Origin of the sequence: Pseudomonas sp. NEEL19, from assembly GCF_028751975.1 — a bacterium.
GTDB lineage: Bacteria > Pseudomonadota > Gammaproteobacteria > Pseudomonadales > Pseudomonadaceae > Aquipseudomonas > Aquipseudomonas juntendi.
Map to the genome: position 1 here is coordinate 1,674,929 of NZ_CP081491.1, position 19,232 is coordinate 1,694,160.

A 19,232-nucleotide genomic window follows, 5' to 3' on the forward strand; every position below is an offset into this window, starting at 1 on the left:
CCATGAGCGGCCCGTATTCCAAAGGAGTGACACCATGCTGGTGATGCGCCCCGCGCAAATGGCTGATCTGAACGAAGTGCAGCGCATGGCTGCCGACAGCCCCATTGGTGTCACCTCGCTGCCGGACGACTCTGCTCGCCTGGGCGACAAGATTGCCGCCTCCGAGACGTCCTTCGCCGCGGAGGTCAGCTTCAATGGCGAGGAAAGCTACTTCTTCGTGCTCGAAGACAGCGAAACCGGCAAGCTCGCCGGCTGCTCGGCCATCGTGGCCTCGGCTGGCTACTCCGAGCCGTTCTACAGTTTTCGCAACGAGACCTTCGTGCACGCCTCGCGCGAGCTGAAGATCCACAACAAGATCCACGTGCTCTCGCTGTGCCATGACCTGACCGGCAACAGCCTGCTGACCAGTTTCTACGTGTTGCCAGAGCTGGTGAACAGCGGCTGGGCCGAACTCAATTCCCGCGGCCGCCTGCTGTTCATGGCTGCGCACCCGGAACGCTTCGCTGACTCGGTGGTGACCGAGATCGTCGGTTACAGCGACGAAAAGGGCGAATCGCCGTTTTGGGACGCCATTGGGCGCAATTTCTTCGACCTCAACTATGCCGATGCCGAGCGCCTGTGCGGCCTGAAGAGCCGCACCTTTCTCGCCGAACTCATGCCGCACTACCCGATCTACGTGCCGCTGCTGCCAGACCTGGCGCAGGAAGCCATGGGTCAGGTGCACCCGCGGGCGCAGATCACCTTCGACATCCTCATGCGTGAGGGCTTCGAGACCGAGCACTACATCGACATATTCGACGGCGGCCCAACCTTGCATGCGCGTACCTCGGGCATCCGCTCGATCGCCCAGAGCCGGGTGGCCCCGGTGAAAATCGACGACGCGCCAACCAAGGGCGGGCGCCCGTACCTGGTGTGCAACGGCCTGTTGCAGGACTACCGGGCAGTGCTGCTGGAGCTGGATTGGGTGCCCGGCAAGCCGGTCAGCCTGAGCGTTGCAGCAGCCGAGGCGCTGGGCGTGGGTGAGGGCGCCAGCGTGCGCCTGGTGGCGGCCTGAGGTCTGGCAACAGGCGTTTCGGGATTGATGCGTTAGCAGAGTTTCGCGCCGGCCCATGCCGCCGCACAAGGAGATAGCATGATCGTTCGTCCTGTACGCAGCAGCGATTTGCCTGCGTTGATCGAATTGGCACGCAGCACCGGCACCACCGGGCTGACCACGCTGCCGGCCAACGAAGAGCGCCTGGAGCATCGCGTAGGTTGGGCGGAAAAGAGCTTTCGGGGCGAGGCCGAGCGCGGCGACACCGACTACCTGTTCGTGCTGGAAAACGACGAAGGCCTGGTGGTAGGCATCAGTGCCATCGCCGGTGCCGTAGGCTTGCGCGAGCCTTGGTACAACTACCGGGTCGGCCTGACCGTCAGTGCCTCGCAGGAGCTGAAGATCTACCGCGAAATCCCTACGCTGTTTCTGGCCAACGACCTGACCGGCAACTCCGAGCTGTGCTCGCTGTTCCTGCGCAGCGACTACCGCGCCGGGCTCAACGGCCGCTTGCTGTCGCGGGCGCGCATGCTGTTCATTGCCGAGTTCCCCGAGTTGTTCGGCAAGAAGATCATCGCCGAAATGCGCGGCATGTCGGATGAGCAGGGGCGTTCGCCGTTCTGGGAAAGCCTGGGCCGGCACTTCTTCAAGATGGAGTTCAGCCAGGCGGACTACCTGACCGGCGTGGGCAACAAGTCGTTCATCGCCGAGCTGATGCCGAAGTTCCCGCTGTACACCTGCTTCCTGTCCGACGCGGCGCGCAACGTGATCGGCCGTGTGCACAAGGACACCGAGCCGGCACTGGCCATGCTCAAGCAGGAAGGTTTCACTTACCAGGGCTACGTCGACATTTTCGACGCCGGCCCGGCCATCGAGTGTGACACCGCCAGGATCCGCGCCGTGCGCGACAGCCAGACGCTGGTGCTGGCGGTCGGCACGCCGGGCGATGACGCCACCCCCTACATCATCCACAACCGCAAGCGCGACGACTGCCGTATCACCGCTGCACCTGCGCGGCTGGCCGCCGGAACCCTGGTGGTCGACCCGCTGACCGCCAAACGCCTGCGCATGGGCGCCGGCGACAATGTGCGCGCGGTACCTATGTCGGCGAGCCGGGAGGGCCAGTAAATGACCACGCACTACATCGCCGGCAATTGGCAGGCCGGCCAGGGCGAGCCCCTGCAATCGCTGAACCCGGTCACCCAGGCCGTGATCTGGCAGGGGCAGGGCGCCGACGCCAGCCAGGTCGGCGCCGCCGTAAAGGCTGCGCGCCAGGCGTTCCCAGCCTGGGCGCAACTGAGCCTGGACGCGCGCATCGGTGTGCTGGAGCAATTTGCCGCACAGTTGAAGGCGCATGCCGAAGCCATGGCCCAGTGCATTGGCGAGGAAACCGGCAAACCGCTGTGGGAGTCGGCCACCGAAGTGACCAGCATGATCAACAAGGTGGCCATTTCCGTACAAAGTTACCGCGAGCGTACCGGTGAAAAGAGCGGCCCGCTGGCCGATGCCACGGCAGTGCTGCGGCACAAGCCCCATGGTGTGGTCGCGGTGTTCGGCCCTTACAACTTCCCAGGCCACCTGCCGAACGGGCATATCGTTCCGGCGCTGCTGGCGGGCAACTGCGTGGTGTTCAAACCGAGTGAGCTGACCCCCAAGGTGGCCGAACTGACGGTGCACTGCTGGATCGCCGCCGGCCTGCCGGCGGGTGTGCTGAACCTGGTTCAGGGCGGGCGTGAAACCGGCGTGGCACTGACTGGCGACCCAGGTATCGATGGCGTGTTCTTTACCGGTTCCAGCCGCACTGGCAACCTGTTGCACCAGCAGTTTGCCGGGCGCCCAGACAAGATCCTGGCGCTGGAAATGGGCGGCAACAACCCATTGCTGGTAGACGAGGTCAAGGACCTCGACGCTGCGGTTTACACCATCATTCAGTCGGCGTTCATTTCCGCCGGCCAGCGCTGCACCTGCGCACGTCGCCTGCTGGTGCCCCAGGGTGCCTGGGGCGATGCGCTGCTCGCGCGCTTGGTCGAGGTGTGCAGAACCATCACGGTGGGGGCGTTCGATGAGCAGCCGGCACCGTTCATGGGCTCGGTGATTTCGCTGCAGGCCGCGCAGGCGCTGCTGGCTGCCCAGGCCGAACTGGCCGCCAAGGGCGGGGTGAAACTCCTGGAAATGACGCAGCCGCAAGCCGATGCCGCATTGCTTACCCCTGGCATCGTCGATGTCAGCGCCGTGGCGCAGCGCCCGGATGAAGAGTTCTTCGGCCCGCTGCTGCAAGTGGTCCGCTATGCCGATTTCGATGCGGCCATCGATGAAGCCAACAACACCCAGTACGGCCTGGCTGCCGGCTTGCTGTCCGATTCGCGCGCCCGCTACCAGCATTTCTGGCTGCGCAGCCGCGCCGGCATCGTCAACTGGAACAAGCAACTGACCGGTGCAGCCAGCAGCGCACCCTTCGGTGGCGTCGGTGCCAGTGGCAACCATCGCGCCAGTGCTTATTACGCGGCCGACTACTGCGCTTACCCCGTGGCTTCGCTGGAGACTGCCAGCCTTGCCTTGCCGGCCACCCTTACGCCGGGCGTCACCCTATAACAACAGGTCACGGAGCCTTGCCGATGAAATCCTATGAAGTGAATTTTGATGGCCTGGTGGGGCCTACCCACAACTACGGCGGCCTGTCCTACGGTAACGTGGCTTCGCAAAGCAACAGCCAGCAAGGCTCCAGCCCGCGCGAAGCTGCACGCCAGGGCCTGGCGAAGATGAAGGCATTGGCCGACATGGGCTTCAAGCAGGGCGTGCTGGCGCCGCAGGAGCGCCCGGATGTGGCCGCGCTCCGCCGTCTGGGCTTCAGCGGCAGCGATGCCGACGTGATCCAGCGCGCTGCCAAAGAGGCCATGCCGTTGCTGGTGGCCACCTGTTCGGCTTCGAGCATGTGGGTGGCCAACGCTGCCACGGTCAGCCCCAGTGCCGACACCGCCGATGGCCGCGTGCACTTCACTGCCGCCAACCTCAATTGCAAATACCACCGCAGCATCGAGCACCCGACCACCAGTCGCGTGCTGGCCGCGATGTTCAACGACGAGCAACGCTTCGCCCACCACCCGGCGTTGCCTGCCGTGGCGCAGTTCGGTGACGAGGGCGCTGCCAACCATACGCGCTTCTGCCGCGCCTATGGGGAGGCTGGCGTGGAGTTCTTCGTCTACGGCCGCAGTGCATTCGACAGCCGTTACCCGGCACCGCAGAAATACCCCGCCCGGCAGACCCTGGAGGCTTCGCAGGCGGTGGCCCGTTTGCATGGCCTGCATGAGGACGGGGTGGTCTACGCTCAACAGAACCCGGCGGTGATCGACCAGGGCGTGTTCCACAATGACGTGATTGCGGTGGGCAATGGCGAGGTGCTGTTCTACCACGAGGACGCTTTCCTCGAGACTGACACGGTACTGGGCCAGTTGCGCGCTAAACTGGCCAGCAAGGGCGGCCGTTTCCAGGCCATCTGCGTGCCGCGCTCGGCAGTGGCGGTAGAGGATGCAGTGCGTTCCTACCTGTTCAACAGCCAGTTGCTCAGCCGTGACGACGGCTCCATGCTGCTGGTGGTGCCGGAAGAGTGCCGCAACAATGAACGCGTCTGGGCGTACCTTGGGCAGTTGACCCGCCAGGGCGGCCCGGTGAAGGAGGTCAAGGTGTTCGACCTCAAGCAGAGCATGCAGAACGGCGGGGGCCCGGCTTGCCTGCGTTTGCGCGTGGCCTTGAATGAAACGGAACTGGCGGCGGTCAACCAAGGCGTTATCATGACCGCCCCGCTGTACGACACCCTGCTGCAATGGGTCGACAAGCACTACCGTGATCGCCTGGTCGAGGCGGACCTGGCCGACCCGCAACTGCTGGTGGAGTGCCGTACCGCACTGGATGAATTGACCCAGATTCTGAAGTTGGGCTCGGTGTACCCGTTCCAACGCCAACCTTGAAGAGAGAATTGTAATGACCGACGCCCTGCGCCTGATCCTCGAAGATGAAGACGGCACCCAGCTCGAAACCTCCTGCACCCGTTTTGCCGTGGTTTGGCAAGGCAAGGAAGTGTGGATCCAGCAGGATGGCCGCGGCCAGTTGCTGATCGGTGTGGATGTCGAGGAAGGCGACGCCGAGTACGCCAACCTGCTGCTGCGGCCCATGGCCACCAACCTGGTCAGCCTGCAGCTGGAAATGGAACCTGCAGAGCTTGGCGAAGACGACGATCACGTCCATGGCCCCGACTGCGGCCACACCCACTAAGGAAGTTCCTATGCTCGCCCTTGGTAAATTGCTTGAGCTGACCCTCACCGATCACGAACCGGCCGAGAAGACCCAAGTGACCACCAAGGGCACGCGTTTGCGCTGGCTAGGGGAGGGGGCGCTCGAAGTGCGCCCACCCGACAGCGAGGATTGCGGCCTGGACTTGCTGTTGTCTGCCGGTATTCATGGTAACGAGACAGCGCCGATCGAGTTGCTCGAACGGTTGCTGCATGGCGTGGCCGACGGGTCGATCAAGCCCAAGGCGCGGGTGTTGTTCCTGTTCGGCAACCCGGTGGCGATGCGCAAGGGTGAGCGTTTCATCGAACAGGACATCAACCGCCTGTTCAACGGGCGCCACGAGCTGTCCAGCGGTTTCGAGGCGTTGCGTGCGGCCGAGCTCGAGCAGTTCGCCCGGGTGTTCTTCAGCAAGACGGGGCGCAGCCGCCTGCATTACGACCTGCATACTGCCATCCGCGGTTCGAAGATCGAGCAGTTTGCCTTGTACCCCTATAAAGAGGGGCGCCAGCACTCCCGTCGCCAACTGGTACGCCTGGCAGCGGCGGGCATGCAGGCGGTATTGCTGCAAAGCAAGCCTTCCATCACCTTCAGCGCCTTTACCTACGAACAGCTGGAGGCTGAAGCGTTCACCCTGGAGCTGGGCAAGGCCCGCCCGTTCGGCCAGAACGAGCAAGTCAACCTCGACAAGCTCCAAGACCGCCTGATCAGGATCATCACGGCTGAAGAACCCGAAGACGAAGACTCGCTGGGTGGCCTGCAGCTGTTCAGTGTCTCCCGCGAAATCATCAAGCACAGCGACAGCTTTCACCTGCACCTGCCGGCGGATATCGAGAATTTTTCCGAACTGAGTAAAGGTTACCTGCTGGCTGAAGACCTGGCCGAGATGCGCTGGGTGGTCGAGGAAGAGGGCACGCGCATCATCTTCCCCAACCCCAAGGTCAAGAATGGCCTCAGGGCAGGGCTTCTGATCGTGCCCGATGCGGGGCAGCGGTTGAGCTGAGGGGTTGCTTACAGTTGCGTGCGCAGTTCCAGTTGCAGTGCCTGGCGCAATCCGTTCTCAGTGAAAGCGGCGGGGTTGGTGTTCAGCGCAGTAGCGCCTCCAAAGTTGAATTTGCAGTCGGTGGGCAAGCCGATGCTTTGCAGTAACAGGTTGTCTACCGGGTAGGCGCCGTAAGTGCCCTGAACCTCTGTCTGGCCTGGGAACACGGTGCCGGTCATGGAATTCCAGCCCTGGCACAGGCAGCGGTACAGGTCCAGCAGCGGCAATTGGGTTGCCGTCGACCAGTTCGGGTTGTAGGCCAGCATGCCACCGCTGTAGCCCCAGCTGCTCTGGTTTTCGTTGATGATGAAGTGGCCTTCGTCTTCGTCCTGCTCGTCATCGCTGGGGGTGTAGCAAGTGAATTGTTGCCTGGCCGCTTCGCTCACCCTGATCGGTTTTCCGGTATGCCCGGCCTTGTTGTCCAGGCCTGCCAGCAGTGCTTGGCCGCACGGCAATTTGCGCATCAGCACCAGCGCATCTTCTACCGCCTGGCGGAACGCCTCATCACCCGTCACTTGCACGCCGACGCGGCCTAGCGCCTGATGCTCGGCCGCTACAGGCTGGGCCAGGTGCGCATCGTACGCCGTGTTGCGGTAGAGCACGGTGCTGGAATTGGCCTGGCCAAGCAGGCAGTGGCCGGTGACATTGACCACCGCATCGCCTTTGTCGATCAGGACAGGGCCGCTACCGACGACTACCTGGTGCGTGCCGGTGTGCGCATCAATGTGCACCATGCCGGCCCCTGTCTCGATGCTGTTGCCGCTGCCGATCATGTCGATCAGTACCGGCTTGCGGACCTGCCCGGTAATGACCACCTGGTGCCCGCCGTCGGTCAGGCGAATGGCAATGGCTTCAGCGGTATGCTGGGCGACCATGAATACCGCGCCGTTGACCGTGACTTCCAGCAAGCAGTCGTGGGTCGTGATCTGCACACGTTTTTGCCGTGCATCCGAACCTGTGGCGCGCGGGGCGACATTGAACACCAGCAGCTCGGTGCTGGGCGCCAGGCGACGGTAGCGTCGCCCCAGCGCATAGGCGCGTTCCAGGGTGATACGCACATTGCCATCAGCCTGGATGTACTTCACCTCTGTCTGCTGCTGGGGGTGGTCCTTGTTGATGAATGCGGTGTGGTGGCTGCCAGCCTGTCGATCGTCGAGGTAATAGACGGGGCTGGCATTGATCAATGGCGTAGGGTGGGGGAGCGGGTGTGGGTCCGAGTGCAGTTTGGACAGGTTCAGCTCAGGCATGGCGCATTCCGGTATCGAGAAGAAAGGCGCAGCATCCCCTTTGGACTAGGTGCCCAGGTGTTGCTTATGTACCGCCAGCGTGGCTGTGCAGCGCTGCCAGGCGACCTTGACAGTGTCGATGAACGGCATTTCATCCGCGCAATGCCGTTCTGGTGTACAAACACACTGTATCTCCTGTTCAGGCTGGCTATAATGGCGCCCTTTGCCGTCGTTTCGTCGATTCGACGTATTAGCCCAAACGGCCGCCGTTTCCGTGGAAGAACCTATGAAAAGCGCAGAAATCCGTGAAGCCTTCCTTCGCTTCTTCGAAGAGCAGGGCCATACCCGAGTTGCCTCCAGTTCGCTGATCCCGAACAACGACCCGACCCTGCTGTTCACCAACGCAGGCATGAACCAGTTCAAGGACTGCTTCCTCGGTGCCGAGAAGCGTGCCTATACCCGTGCGGTCAGCAGCCAGAAGTGCGTGCGCGCGGGCGGCAAGCACAACGACCTGGAAAACGTCGGTTACACCGCGCGTCACCACACGTTCTTCGAAATGCTGGGCAACTTCAGCTTCGGCGACTACTTCAAGCGCGACGCCATCACCTTCGCCTGGACCTTCCTGACCTCGGAAAAATGGCTGAACCTGCCCAAGGAAAAGCTCTGGGTCACGGTCTACGCCACCGACGACGAAGCCTACGACATCTGGACCAAGGAAGTAGGCGTGCCTGCCGAGCGCATGGTGCGCATCGGTGACAACAAGGGCGCCCCCTACGCTTCCGACAACTTCTGGACCATGGGCGATACTGGCCCGTGCGGCCCATGCACCGAGATCTTCTACGACCACGGCCCGGACATCTGGGGTGGCCCGCCCGGTTCGCCGGAAGAAGACGGTGACCGCTACATCGAGATCTGGAACAACGTCTTCATGCAGTTCAACCGCACTGCCGATGGCGTGCTGCACCCACTGCCAGCGCCGTCGGTGGACACCGGCATGGGCCTGGAGCGTGTCAGCGCCGTGCTGCAGCACGTGCACTCCAACTACGAGATCGACCTGTTCCAGAACCTGCTGGCAGCGGCGGCCAAGGCCATCGGTTGTAGCAATGACGGCCAGGCTTCGCTGAAAGTGGTGGCCGACCACATCCGCTCCTGCGGCTTCCTGATTGCCGACGGCGTGCTGCCATCCAACGAAGGCCGTGGCTATGTACTGCGCCGCATCATCCGCCGCGCTTGCCGCCACGGTAACAAGCTGGGCGCCAAGGGCAGCTTCTTCTACCAGATCGTTGCTGCCCTGGTGGCCGAAATGGGCGAAGCCTTCCCCGAGCTGACCAGCCAGCAAGCGCACATCGAGCGCGTGCTCAAGGCCGAAGAAGAGCAGTTTGCCAAGACCCTGGAGCAGGGCCTGCGCATCCTCGAGCAAGATCTGGCCCAGTTGCAAGGCGCCGTGGTACCCGGCGATGTGGTGTTCAAGCTGTATGACACCTACGGTTTCCCGATGGACCTGACGGCCGACATTGCCCGTGAGCGCGAGTTGACCATCGACGAAGCCGGCTTCGAACGCGAAATGGACGCCCAGCGGGAGCGCGCCCGTTCTGCGAGCGCCTTCGGCATGGACTACAACAGCCTGGTCAAGGTCGACAGCGCCACCGAGTTCCTCGGCTACGACGCAACCGAAGGCCAGGGCAAGATCATCGCCCTGTACAAGGACGGCCAATCGGTCGACCAGCTGGGGGTGGGCGAGCAGGGCGTAGTGGTGCTCGACCGCACGCCGTTCTACGCCGAGTCCGGCGGCCAGGTGGGTGACAGCGGGTACCTGCAGGCGGGTGCTGCACGCTTTGACGTACGTGATACCACCAAGACCGGCGGGGCCTTCCTGCACCACGGTGTGGTCACCAGCGGTGCGCTGCTGATCGGTGCGCCGGTGGAGGCCAAGGTCGATGCAGACGTTCAGCACGCCACCTCGCTGAACCACTCGGCTACCCACCTGCTGCACGAAGCGTTGCGTCAGGTGCTGGGTGAGCACGTGCAACAGAAGGGCTCGCTGGTCGACAGCCAGCGCCTGCGTTTCGACTTCAGCCACTTCGAAGCAGTGAAGCCGGAGCAGCTCAAGCAGCTGGAAGACATCGTCAACCGCGAAGTGCGCAAGAACACGCCGGTCGAGACCGAACTGACCGACATCGAAACCGCCAAGGCCAAAGGTGCCATGGCGCTGTTCGGTGAGAAATACGGCGATACCGTGCGCGTGTTGACCATGGGTGGCGATTTCTCGGTTGAGCTGTGTGGCGGTATCCACGCCAAGCGTACCGGTGACATCAGCCTGTTCAAGATCATCAGCGAAGGCGGCGTGGCCTCTGGCGTACGCCGTATCGAAGCAGTCACCGGCGCCGCTGCGCTGGCCTACCTGAACGCTGCCGAAGAGCAGGTCAAGGAAGCCGCGCAACTGGTCAAGGGTAACCGTGACAACCTGATCGACAAGTTGTCGGCTGTGCTTGAGCGCAACCGTCAGCTGGAGAAGCAGCTGGAACAGCTGCAGGCCAAGGCCGCCAGCGCCGCAGGGGACGATCTCTCCAACGCGGCTGTTGAGGTCAAGGGTGCCAAGGTCCTCGCCGCCCGCCTGGATGGGCAGGATGGCAAGGCCCTGCTGGCCCTGGTCGATCAGTTGAAGAACAAGCTCGGCCACGCAGTGATCCTGCTGGGCAGCGAGCATGAGGGCAAGGTCGTGTTGGTGGCCGGCGTGACCAAGGACCTCTCCAGCCAACTCAAGGCTGGCGATCTGATGAAGCAAGCCGCTGCGGCGGTGGGTGGCAAGGGCGGTGGCCGTCCGGACATGGCCCAGGGCGGTGGCGTCGACGTCGCTGCGCTGGACAAGGCCCTGGCGCTGGTCGTGCCATTCGCAGAGCAGGGACTTTGAGATGAAGGGGTAGGCGGTTCAGTGGCGGGTGCGAAGCCCCCGGGTGCCGCACCCGGTGGCAGGCAGCAGCGTCACCGGCCACTTCCGCCACCCCTTCATGTTGGATTGTTTTTTGGGGCCCTGTATGGGCTGAGGCACCATTGAAATGGCGTTGATCGTACAGAAATTTGGCGGCACCTCTGTCGGTTCCATCGAGCGGATCGAGCAGGTAGCCGATAAGGTCAAGAAACACCGTGAAGCGGGCGACGACCTGGTCGTCGTGCTGTCGGCCATGAGCGGTGAGACCAATCGCCTGATCGACCTGGCCAAGCAGATCACCGATCAGCCGGTTCCGCGTGAACTGGACGTGATCGTGTCGACCGGTGAGCAGGTGACCATTGCCTTGCTGACCATGGCTTTGATCAAGCGTGGTGTGCCAGCGGTGTCCTACACCGGCAACCAGGTGCGCATTCTCACTGACAGCGCGCACAACAAGGCGCGCATCCTGCAAATCGACGACCACAAGATTCGTGCCGACCTCAAGGAAGGCCGCGTGGTCGTGGTTGCGGGCTTCCAGGGGGTCGACGAGCACGGCAGCATCACCACCCTCGGTCGCGGCGGCTCCGACACCACCGGCGTGGCCCTGGCGGCGGCGCTGAAAGCTGACGAGTGCCAGATCTACACCGATGTGGATGGCGTCTACACCACCGACCCGCGCGTAGTGCCGCAGGCCCGTCGCCTGGAGAAGATCACCTTCGAAGAGATGCTGGAAATGGCCAGCCTCGGTTCCAAGGTGCTGCAGATCCGTTCGGTGGAGTTCGCCGGCAAGTACAACGTTCCGCTGCGCGTGCTGCACAGCTTCAAGGAGGGTCCGGGTACCCTCATTACCATTGATGAAGAGGAATCCATGGAACAGCCGATCATTTCCGGTATCGCCTTCAACCGTGATGAAGCCAAGCTGACCATTCGCGGCGTGCCGGACACCCCGGGCGTGGCCTTCAAGATCCTCGGCCCGATCAGTGCTTCGAACATCGAAGTGGACATGATCGTGCAGAACGTTGCCCACGATAACACCACCGACTTCACCTTCACCGTGCACCGCAACGAGTACGAGAAGGCGCAGAGCGTGCTGGAAAACACCGCCCGCGAAATCGGTGCCCGCGAAGTGATCGGCGACACCAAGATCGCCAAGGTCTCCATCGTTGGCGTCGGCATGCGCTCGCACGCCGGGGTTGCCAGCCGCATGTTCGAGGCGCTGGCCAAGGAGAGCATCAACATCCAGATGATCTCCACCTCCGAGATCAAGGTTTCGGTCGTGATCGAAGAAAAATACCTGGAGCTGGCCGTACGCGCGCTGCACACCGCGTTCGAGCTTGACGCCCCAGCCCGACAGAGCGAGTAAGGCGCTGCACTGCAAGGGCGCGGCACCAGCCGCGCCCTTCGTGTTTCTGCTCGCTGCGCAGGCCCTGTCCTGCCCTGTGCAGCGTGCGACCGGGCTGGTCGTCGTCCGCGGCCGGCCCTGACCCCAAGACTGTTACCCCTGAATGTTTTGCGTAAGGAGAAAGCTATGTTGATTCTGACTCGTCGGTGCGCCGAGAGCCTGATCATTGGAGACGGCGAGATTACCGTGACGGTGCTCGGCGTGAAGGGCAACCAGGTACGTATAGGCGTTAGCGCGCCGAAGGAAGTGGCTGTTCACCGCGAGGAAATCTACCTGCGGATCAAGAAAGAGAAGGATGAAGAGCCAAGCCTTTAATTTTTTTGAAGTTTTTTTCAAAAAAAGGGTTGCAAAGGTGAAAGAGGTTCTTTAATATTCGCCTCGTGTTGCGGTGAGGTGGCCGAGTGGCCGAAGGCGCTCCCCTGCTAAGGGAGTATACCTCATAAGGGTATCGGGGGTTCGAATCCCCCCTTCACCGCCATTATTTGCGTAGGGTGCTGTAACGGGTAGGAACGCTAAGTAGTTGATTTTAAACGAAAACGTTCTTGCAAAAATGTTTCAGCGACCTATAATGCGCGGCAAGACACGGACTCATAGCTCAGCTGGATAGAGTACTCGGCTACGAACCGAGCGGTCGCAGGTTCGAATCCTGCTGAGTCCGCCACTTTTGAAGTGGCTTTGTTTTCAAGGCTGCTTCAATCAACCAGCGGTATCTGGTCTAAAACTGCCAATCGCGGACTCATAGCTCAGCTGGATAGAGTACTCGGCTACGAACCGAGCGGTCGCAGGTTCGAATCCTGCTGAGTCCGCCACTTTTTGAAGTGGTTTTGCTTGCAAGGCTGCTTCAGTCAACCAGCGGTATCTGGTCTAAAACTGCCAATCGCGGACTCATAGCTCAGCTGGATAGAGTACTCGGCTACGAACCGAGCGGTCGCAGGTTCGAATCCTGCTGAGTCCGCCACTTTTTGAAGTGGTTTTGCTTGCAAGGCTACTTCAGTCAACCAGTGGTAATCTGGTCTAAAACTACCATCACGGACTCATAGCTCAGCTGGATAGAGTACTCGGCTACGAACCGAGCGGTCGCAGGTTCGAATCCTGCTGAGTCCGCCATACCCCATCAAAAAGCCCGCTCAACAGAGCGGGCTTTTTGTTTCTGCGTGTCACAGAATTGTCGACCATGGCCATCTAAGCTTTCCTGTAAAGGTTGTGCCGTGGCCGTGGCGCTTCGCAGCCCCAAGGCCGCACTGCCGCGACATATGCGAAATTCAATGTGCTTTCGTACCCATGACAACCGTCGCACTGTTGGCTTCGTGCGTTGTCCCAGCTTTATCGCGCAAACGATTGTTCTAGCCAAAAATTTAAGCGATCTGACAGCTTTAGCAGTGTATGATTGCGCCCGTCAGCCCCGCCGGGGCTTGTGGAAAACCACCATGGACTTACCCAGTAGTTACTCGCTAACACGATTCATACCGAAAGATCTGACCGATTGATTCTCCCGGCGTGCTCCGCTGCTGGGAGTGGAGTTCGCCTATGACCGAAGTAGAAGTAAAAAAAGCACAGGACAGCCTGCAGGATCGCCTGGCCCAGGTGATCGAGTTGCTGCAGCGCCAGCGTGTGGTCGAAGACCTGACCCACCGCCAGGAAGGTGCGCACAACGACCTGGTCGAGAACCTGGTCCACCGCCAGAACCTCGTCGAGTTGCAGCGCAAGCTCGATGACCTTCACCCCGCCGACGTCGCCTACATCCTCGAAGCCTTGCCCCTGGAAGACCGCCTGACGGTCTGGCAGCTGGTGCGCTCGGATCGCGACGGCGACATCCTGCTCGAAGTCTCCGACTCCGTACGTCAGTCGCTGATTGCCGACATGGACGACCACGAGCTGCTGGCGGCGGCCAAGGAAATGGACGCCGACGAACTGGCTGACCTGGCGCCTGAGTTGCCGCGTGACGTTGTCCACGAGCTGATGGAAACGCTGGATGCCCAGCAACGCGAGCGGGTGCGTTCCGCGCTGAGCTACGACGAGGAGCAGGTCGGTGCGCTGATGGACTTCGAGATGGTCACCATCCGCGAAGATGTCAGCCTGGAAGTGGTGCTGCGCTACCTGCGCCGCCTCAAGGAACTGCCCAACCATACCGACAAACTGTTCGTGGTCGATTACGACGGCATCCTCAAAGGGGTGTTGCCGATCAAGCGCCTGTTGGTCAACGACCCGGAGAAGAAAGTCGCGGAGGTCATGGCGACCGACCCCGTGTCTTTCCAGCCCGAGGAAGATGCCTACGATGCCGCGCAGGCCTTTGAGCGTTACGACCTGGTATCGGCGCCGGTGGTCGACAAGAGCGAGCGCCTGATCGGCCGTTTGACCATCGACGAAATGGTCGACCTGATTCGTGAGGAAAGCGAGAGCGAAGTCCTCAACATGGCCGGTCTGCGCGAAGAAGAGGACATCTTCGCCTCGGTCTGGCGTTCGTTCCGCAACCGCTGGGCCTGGCTGGCGATCAACCTGATCACCGCGTTTCTGGCTTCGCGGGTGATCGGCGTGTTCGAGGGTTCGATTGAAAAACTGGTGGCCTTGGCCGCGTTGATGCCGATCGTTGCCGGTATTGGTGGCAACTCCGGTAACCAGACCATCACCATGATCGTCCGTGCCATGGCGCTGGATCAGGTGTCGCCGGGCAATACCAGCCGTTTGATGCGTAAAGAGCTGGCGGTATCGCTGATCAACGGCCTGGTGTGGGGCGGGGTGATCGGTGCGGTGGCTTTCTGGCTGTATGGCAGCTGGTCATTGGGGGTGGTGATGACCGCAGCGATGACCCTCAACCTGTTGCTGGCCGCGCTGATGGGCGTGCTTATCCCGATGACCCTGGCGCGACTGGGGCGGGACCCGGCGATGGGCGCGAGTGTGATGATCACGGCTGTTACCGACAGTGGCGGGTTCTTCATCTTCCTGGGGCTGGCGACGCTATTCTTGCTGTAACCCCTTTCTTGCCTTACGCGATCCCGGTAGGAGCGGCCTTGTGTCGCGATGGGGCGCGCAGCGGCCCCGGGTTCTGGCGTTACAGCCGACATTGCCGGGGCCGCGCTGCGGCCCTTTCGCGACACAAGGCCGCTCCTACCGGGGGCGAATTCCCTGTAGTGACCCACAAAAAAGCCAGCTGACGCTGGCTTTTTTGTATCCGCTGGCAACCTTCAGGAAGCGTCGGCTGCCATCTCTGCATCGTGCGCGATCAGCGCAACCAAGGCGTTTTGCTGGCGGTGGGAGAGCTGACGGAAACGTTGCAGCAACTCGCGTTCATGCAGGGACAGCTCCGGGCTGTCCAGGCGCATGCTCAGCTCGTCACCCAACGCGCCTTCCTGGATAAGGCTCTGCTCCAGGCGTGCGATGATTTCGGAGTTCATGCTGCGGTGATGGTTGCGCGCTACCTCGGCAATGCGCTCACGCATTCCGTCTGGCAGGCGGACGACGAACTTGTCAGCGGTGCGGCTCGAATAAATAGCCTGTTTCATTGGGCGCATATAAATTGACCGGATTTTGGTTCAGGGGAAGCGGTTCTCAAATTGGCCGCACGGGGGGTGAAAATACGACCGTCGTGGCGACAAAATGTTCAACCGTCAGTGAAAATTGGATGCTCATCTTGCCTCAAGGTCGCCGTTTCCTTGGCGTCAATTCTGTGACAAATAGTGAGCCGGGTAAAGGCTTTGTGCCAGTACCAATTATCAGAAATGAGTACTGGTTTGAAAAGTTTTACATGCTCCGGCTCGCCTGACCGTCAGCCTTTTGCCGTCAAAAACTGGTAAAAAACAGCAAAAGACCAGGAAAACCCCTAGAATGCGCCGGGTTCCCTCCATAGAGCATAGTGGCTATGCAACATGACGCAAGTGACCGCCGATCAGGGGCAGGGCGGCTGATATTTTTGATGGGCCCGTCAGGGTCCGGGAAGGATTCCATCCTGGAAGCTTCCCGTGAGCAACTGGCTGCCGCCGGCGTGGAAATCGCCCGCAGGGTCATTACCCGCTCGGCAGAAGCGCGGGGCGAAGCGGCCCATGGCGTAACCCCGCAGCAATTTGCGGCCCTGCTCGCGCAGGGCGCGTTCGCCATGCATTGGCAGGCCAATGGCCTGGACTATGGGATTGCGGTGCAGGTGGACCACTGGCTGCAAGCGGGCAGGCCGGTGCTGGTCAATGGCTCGCGCGCCTATTTGGCCGAAGCCCGTGCGCGTTACCCGGACCTGTTGGCGGTGCTGGTCGAAGTCAGCCCCGAAGTGCTGCGCGAGCGCTTGTTGGCCCGCGGGCGGGAAACGGCGGCGCAAGTCGAGCAGCGCCTTGCCCGTAATGCACGTTTACAGCACACCAGCGACCCCACCGTGCATGTGCTGGACAATTCCAAGCGCCTGGAAACAGCCGTCGCCGGCCTGTTCACACTGCTGCGCGAAACGGGCGTGCTGCCCGGGGCGACGTAGTGCCAGAAAAGGATTACGCGAAAAAGCCCGGTACAGGCATGACAAACGCTGGCATGCTGGTTAACATGCTCGCCGTCCCGCTGTGCAGCGCTCGCTGCCGGTGTTTGCGTCTCAGTAGCTCAATTGGATAGAGCATCCCCCTCCTAAGGGGAAGGTTGCAGGTTCAATTCCTGCCTGGGACGCCATTTCCCCCTCTGTTTGCCTACATCTCCAAAGCCCTGAGGCTTGCCGCCGATCATGCCGTCATGGCCGGTAAAAATAGACGCCGTTGGATCTCTTCCGGTCTCCCAGCGCCAGGCTTATGCTTGCCACTGACAGACATGATCTTGCCGCCTGCGGCAAACACATAATGTCGGCAGCCCCTTGATGGGCACGCAGTTGCTGGGCATCAGGGAGAGCGCATGAATCAGGAAACCAGGCCGGCGCCCGCCGGCTTCAGTGAGCAGCAGTTGCACACCTTGTTCGAGTTGGTCAGCGATGGCATCTGGGATTGGAACGCCAACACCGGCTACGTTTATCGCAACCCCGGTTGGTACGCCATGCTGGGCTATGCCAACCATTCCAAGGCCAACTCGGTATTCACCTGGGAAAGTGTGATCCATCCCGAAGACTACCCCCGGGTGATGGCGCATTTCGAGGCCTACATCGAGCAGCGCACCGAGCGTTACCTTATCGAGTACCGTTGCCGCTGCCAGGATGGCAGTTACCTGTGGATCGAGGACACTGGCTATATCATCGACCGCAACGCCGATGGCTCGGTGGCACGCATGCTCGGTGCGCACCGCAACATTGACGCTGGCAAGCGCCTGGTTGCGCAGCTGCAACAGAAGAACCAATCGCTGGAGAGCCTGGTTGCCGAACGCACCCGCGAACTGTCCTGGGTCAACCAGCAGTTGCAGCGCCAGCTGGATGAAAACCGCGAGCTGGCCGAACGCGATGCCCTGACCCGCGTCGCCAGTCGCTACCGGCTGGAAAAGGAGCTGGAACTGGAGTGTCAGCGCGCTCAGCGCTTTCGCCAGCCGTTGTCGCTGATTGCCATGGACATGGATGATTTCAAGCCGATCAACGACCGCTATGGCCACGCGCAGGGGGACAGGGCATTGGTGCAGGTGGCGGAAAACCTGCGCAGCTGCCTGCGTGATTTTGACCTGTTGGCGCGTTGGGGGGGTGACGAGTTCATCATCGTGCTGCCGCAGACCGCCCTGAGCGAGGCGTTGGACGTGGCAACGCGCCTGCGCCAGGCCGTACAGCAGCTGGAGCCGGTAGGCGACTGCCGGTTGACCATGTGCTACGGCGTGGTACAGCGGCGCGGCGGGGAAGACCAGGTCGAGCTGCTGGCGCGGGCGGACCAGGCGCTGTACCGGGCCAAGGGTAATGGCAAGAACGTCATAGCCGAGTAGCCTGTGCCGGCCCCGTGAGTAAAAAAAGACCCGCGGCGCCTCACGGCGCCGCGGGCCAAATCGGCCTTGGCCGCTTCAGTGTCAGATATGCAGGGCGTGCCCCAAGGCGCGCAGTGCCGCTTCCTGTACCGCCTCACCCAGCGTCGGGTGGGCATGGATGGTGCCGGCCACATCCTCCAGGCATGCGCCCATCTCCAGCGACTGGGCAAACGCCGTGGACAGCTCGGAAACGGCCACGCCAACCGCCTGCCAACCCACGATCAGATGGTTGTCACGGCGCGCCACCACGCGCACGAAACCGCTTTTCGACTCCAGGCTCATGGCCCGGCCATTGGCAGCAAACGGGAACTGCGCGACGATGCAGTCCAGGCCCTGCTGGCTGGCCTGCTCCGGGGTTTTGCCGACCACCACCACTTCCGGGTCGGTGAAGCAGACGGCGGCAATGGCTGCCGGCTCGAAACGGCGGGTTTTGCCGGCGATGATCTCGGCCACCATCTCGCCCTGGGCCATGGCCCGGTGCGCCAGCATCGGCTCGCCAGCCACGTCACCGATGGCCCAGACATTGTGCATGCTGGTCTGGCAGCGCTCGTCGATGGCGATGCCGGCGCCGTTCATCTTCAGGTCCAGGCATTCCAGGTTGAAGCCGCGGGTGCGTGGTCGGCGGCCGACCGCCACCAGTACCTGGTCAGCCTCCAGGCGCAACTGCCCACCCTGGCCATCATTGGCCAGCAGGCAGCCATCTCGGTAACCCTCGACGGTATGGCCCAGGTGCAAGGCGATGCCCAGCTTTTTCAGCGACTCCGCCACCGGTGCCGTCAGTTCAGTGTCGTAAGTCGGCAGAATGCGCTCGCGCGCTTCCACTACGCTGACCCGCGCGCCCAGTTTGCGATAGGCGATACCCAGCTCCAGGCCGATGTAACCACCGCCCACCACCACCAGGTGTTGGGGCAGGGCTTTGGGTGCCAGCGCTTCGGTGGAGGAAATGACCGCGCCACCCAGCGGCAGCATCGGCAGTTCAACGCTGCTGGAGCCGGTGGCCAGTAGCAGGTGTTCGCACCGGATACGTTGGCCATCGACCTCGACCTGCTTGCCGTCGAGCAGCTTGGCCCAGCCATGCACAACCTTGACTCCGTGTTTTTTCAGCAAGGCGGCGACCCCGGTTGTCAGGCGGTCGACGATCCCGTCCTTCCAGGCCACGCTCTGGCCGATGTCCAGGCGCGGCGAAGCCACGCTGATGCCCAGCCGTGAGGCTTCGGTGTAGCGGGTTGCCTGGTGGAACTGCTCGGCCACGTGGATCAGTGCCTTGGACGGGATGCAGCCGATGTTCAGGCAAGTGCCGCCCAGCGCCTGGCCCTCGACCAGCACCGTGGGTATGCCCAGTTGCCCGGCGCGGATGGCCGCGACATAACCGCCAGGGCCGCCGCCGATGATCAGCAAGGTGGTTTGTAGGGTTTGTTGCATGA

15 protein-coding genes and 6 tRNA genes are annotated in these 19,232 nt (G+C 62.0%); 18 read left to right on the forward strand and 3 right to left on the reverse strand.

The window, feature by feature from the left end; translation table 11 throughout:
• Positions 1–34 precede the first annotated feature (34 nt).
• The 6 genes from aruF to astE all read left to right on the forward strand — a co-directional run bounded on the left by aruF (position 35) and on the right by astE (position 6,320).
• Positions 35–1,054 carry an arginine/ornithine succinyltransferase subunit alpha gene (gene aruF / locus K4A76_RS07645; RefSeq protein WP_054912723.1) on the forward strand — a complete coding sequence of 340 codons (1,020 nt, stop codon included), beginning with the start codon at positions 35–37 and terminating at the stop codon, positions 1,052–1,054.
• A gap of 78 nt (positions 1,055–1,132) precedes the next feature.
• Positions 1,133–2,161, forward strand: a complete 1,029-nt coding sequence (gene astA, locus K4A76_RS07650; RefSeq protein WP_054912724.1) for an arginine N-succinyltransferase — start codon at positions 1,133–1,135, stop codon at positions 2,159–2,161.
• The gene (gene astD, locus K4A76_RS07655) at positions 2,162–3,625 is read left to right on the forward strand and encodes a succinylglutamate-semialdehyde dehydrogenase (protein ID WP_274411869.1); all 1,464 of its coding nucleotides are present in this window, start codon (positions 2,162–2,164) and stop codon (positions 3,623–3,625) included.
• A gap of 23 nt (positions 3,626–3,648) precedes the next feature.
• Positions 3,649–4,998, forward strand: coding sequence for an N-succinylarginine dihydrolase (gene astB / locus K4A76_RS07660; protein WP_009681478.1), 1,350 nt, complete (start codon positions 3,649–3,651; stop codon positions 4,996–4,998).
• Positions 4,999–5,011: 13 nt separating this feature from the next.
• Positions 5,012–5,302 carry a hypothetical protein gene (locus K4A76_RS07665; protein WP_009681477.1) on the forward strand — a complete coding sequence of 97 codons (291 nt, stop codon included), beginning with the start codon at positions 5,012–5,014 and terminating at the stop codon, positions 5,300–5,302.
• A gap of 10 nt (positions 5,303–5,312) precedes the next feature.
• Complete coding sequence (gene astE, locus K4A76_RS07670) at positions 5,313–6,320, forward strand: succinylglutamate desuccinylase (RefSeq protein ID WP_274411870.1); 1,008 nt, start codon at positions 5,313–5,315, stop codon at positions 6,318–6,320.
• An 8-nt stretch (positions 6,321–6,328) separates the two neighbouring features.
• Here astE and K4A76_RS07675 read toward each other — a convergent pair whose 3' ends face one another.
• On the reverse strand, positions 6,329–7,606 hold the full coding sequence (locus K4A76_RS07675; protein WP_054912729.1) for a M91 family zinc metallopeptidase: 1,278 nt from the start codon (positions 7,604–7,606) through the stop codon (positions 6,329–6,331).
• Positions 7,607–7,871: 265 nt separating this feature from the next.
• Here K4A76_RS07675 and alaS point away from each other — a divergent pair, with 265 nt between their 5' ends.
• The 9 genes from alaS to mgtE all read left to right on the forward strand — a co-directional run bounded on the left by alaS (position 7,872) and on the right by mgtE (position 14,886).
• Positions 7,872–10,496, forward strand: a complete 2,625-nt coding sequence (gene alaS, locus K4A76_RS07680) for an alanine--tRNA ligase (protein ID WP_274411871.1) — start codon at positions 7,872–7,874, stop codon at positions 10,494–10,496.
• Positions 10,497–10,641: 145 nt separating this feature from the next.
• Positions 10,642–11,877: an aspartate kinase gene (locus K4A76_RS07685; protein ID WP_274411872.1), complete on the forward strand. Its 1,236-nt coding sequence runs from the start codon at positions 10,642–10,644 to the stop codon at positions 11,875–11,877.
• Positions 11,878–12,042: 165 nt separating this feature from the next.
• Positions 12,043–12,231: a carbon storage regulator CsrA gene (gene csrA / locus K4A76_RS07690; protein WP_003254503.1), complete on the forward strand. Its 189-nt coding sequence runs from the start codon at positions 12,043–12,045 to the stop codon at positions 12,229–12,231.
• A gap of 72 nt (positions 12,232–12,303) precedes the next feature.
• Positions 12,304–12,394, forward strand: a tRNA-Ser gene (locus K4A76_RS07695).
• Positions 12,395–12,500: 106 nt separating this feature from the next.
• Positions 12,501–12,577: transfer RNA gene (locus tag K4A76_RS07700), tRNA-Arg, on the forward strand.
• A 71-nt stretch (positions 12,578–12,648) separates the two neighbouring features.
• Positions 12,649–12,725: transfer RNA gene (locus K4A76_RS07705), tRNA-Arg, on the forward strand.
• A gap of 72 nt (positions 12,726–12,797) precedes the next feature.
• Positions 12,798–12,874, forward strand: a tRNA-Arg gene (locus tag K4A76_RS07710).
• 72 nt (positions 12,875–12,946) lie between these two features.
• A tRNA-Arg gene (locus K4A76_RS07715) sits at positions 12,947–13,023 on the forward strand.
• A gap of 420 nt (positions 13,024–13,443) precedes the next feature.
• On the forward strand, positions 13,444–14,886 hold the full coding sequence (gene mgtE, locus K4A76_RS07720; RefSeq protein WP_009681472.1) for a magnesium transporter: 1,443 nt from the start codon (positions 13,444–13,446) through the stop codon (positions 14,884–14,886).
• Between the two features lie 212 nt (positions 14,887–15,098).
• On the opposite strand, the gene K4A76_RS07725 is transcribed toward mgtE, so the two are convergent.
• Positions 15,099–15,425: an Arc family DNA-binding protein gene (locus K4A76_RS07725; RefSeq protein WP_009681471.1), complete on the reverse strand. Its 327-nt coding sequence runs from the start codon at positions 15,423–15,425 to the stop codon at positions 15,099–15,101.
• 347 nt (positions 15,426–15,772) lie between these two features.
• On the opposite strand from K4A76_RS07725, the gene phnN reads away from it, so the two are divergent.
• The 3 genes from phnN to K4A76_RS07740 all read left to right on the forward strand — a co-directional run bounded on the left by phnN (position 15,773) and on the right by K4A76_RS07740 (position 17,769).
• Complete coding sequence (gene phnN, locus K4A76_RS07730) at positions 15,773–16,369, forward strand: phosphonate metabolism protein/1,5-bisphosphokinase (PRPP-forming) PhnN (RefSeq protein ID WP_274411873.1); 597 nt, start codon at positions 15,773–15,775, stop codon at positions 16,367–16,369.
• 108 nt (positions 16,370–16,477) lie between these two features.
• Positions 16,478–16,554: transfer RNA gene (locus K4A76_RS07735), tRNA-Arg, on the forward strand.
• Positions 16,555–16,770: 216 nt separating this feature from the next.
• Positions 16,771–17,769 (forward strand): sensor domain-containing diguanylate cyclase, encoded by a 999-nt coding sequence (locus K4A76_RS07740; protein WP_274411874.1) that lies wholly within the window; start codon positions 16,771–16,773, stop codon positions 17,767–17,769.
• An 81-nt stretch (positions 17,770–17,850) separates the two neighbouring features.
• Here the strand turns inward: K4A76_RS07740 and lpdA are convergent, their stop codons facing one another.
• Positions 17,851–19,230: a dihydrolipoyl dehydrogenase gene (gene lpdA, locus K4A76_RS07745; RefSeq protein WP_274411875.1), complete on the reverse strand. Its 1,380-nt coding sequence runs from the start codon at positions 19,228–19,230 to the stop codon at positions 17,851–17,853.
• Positions 19,231–19,232 lie beyond the last annotated feature (2 nt).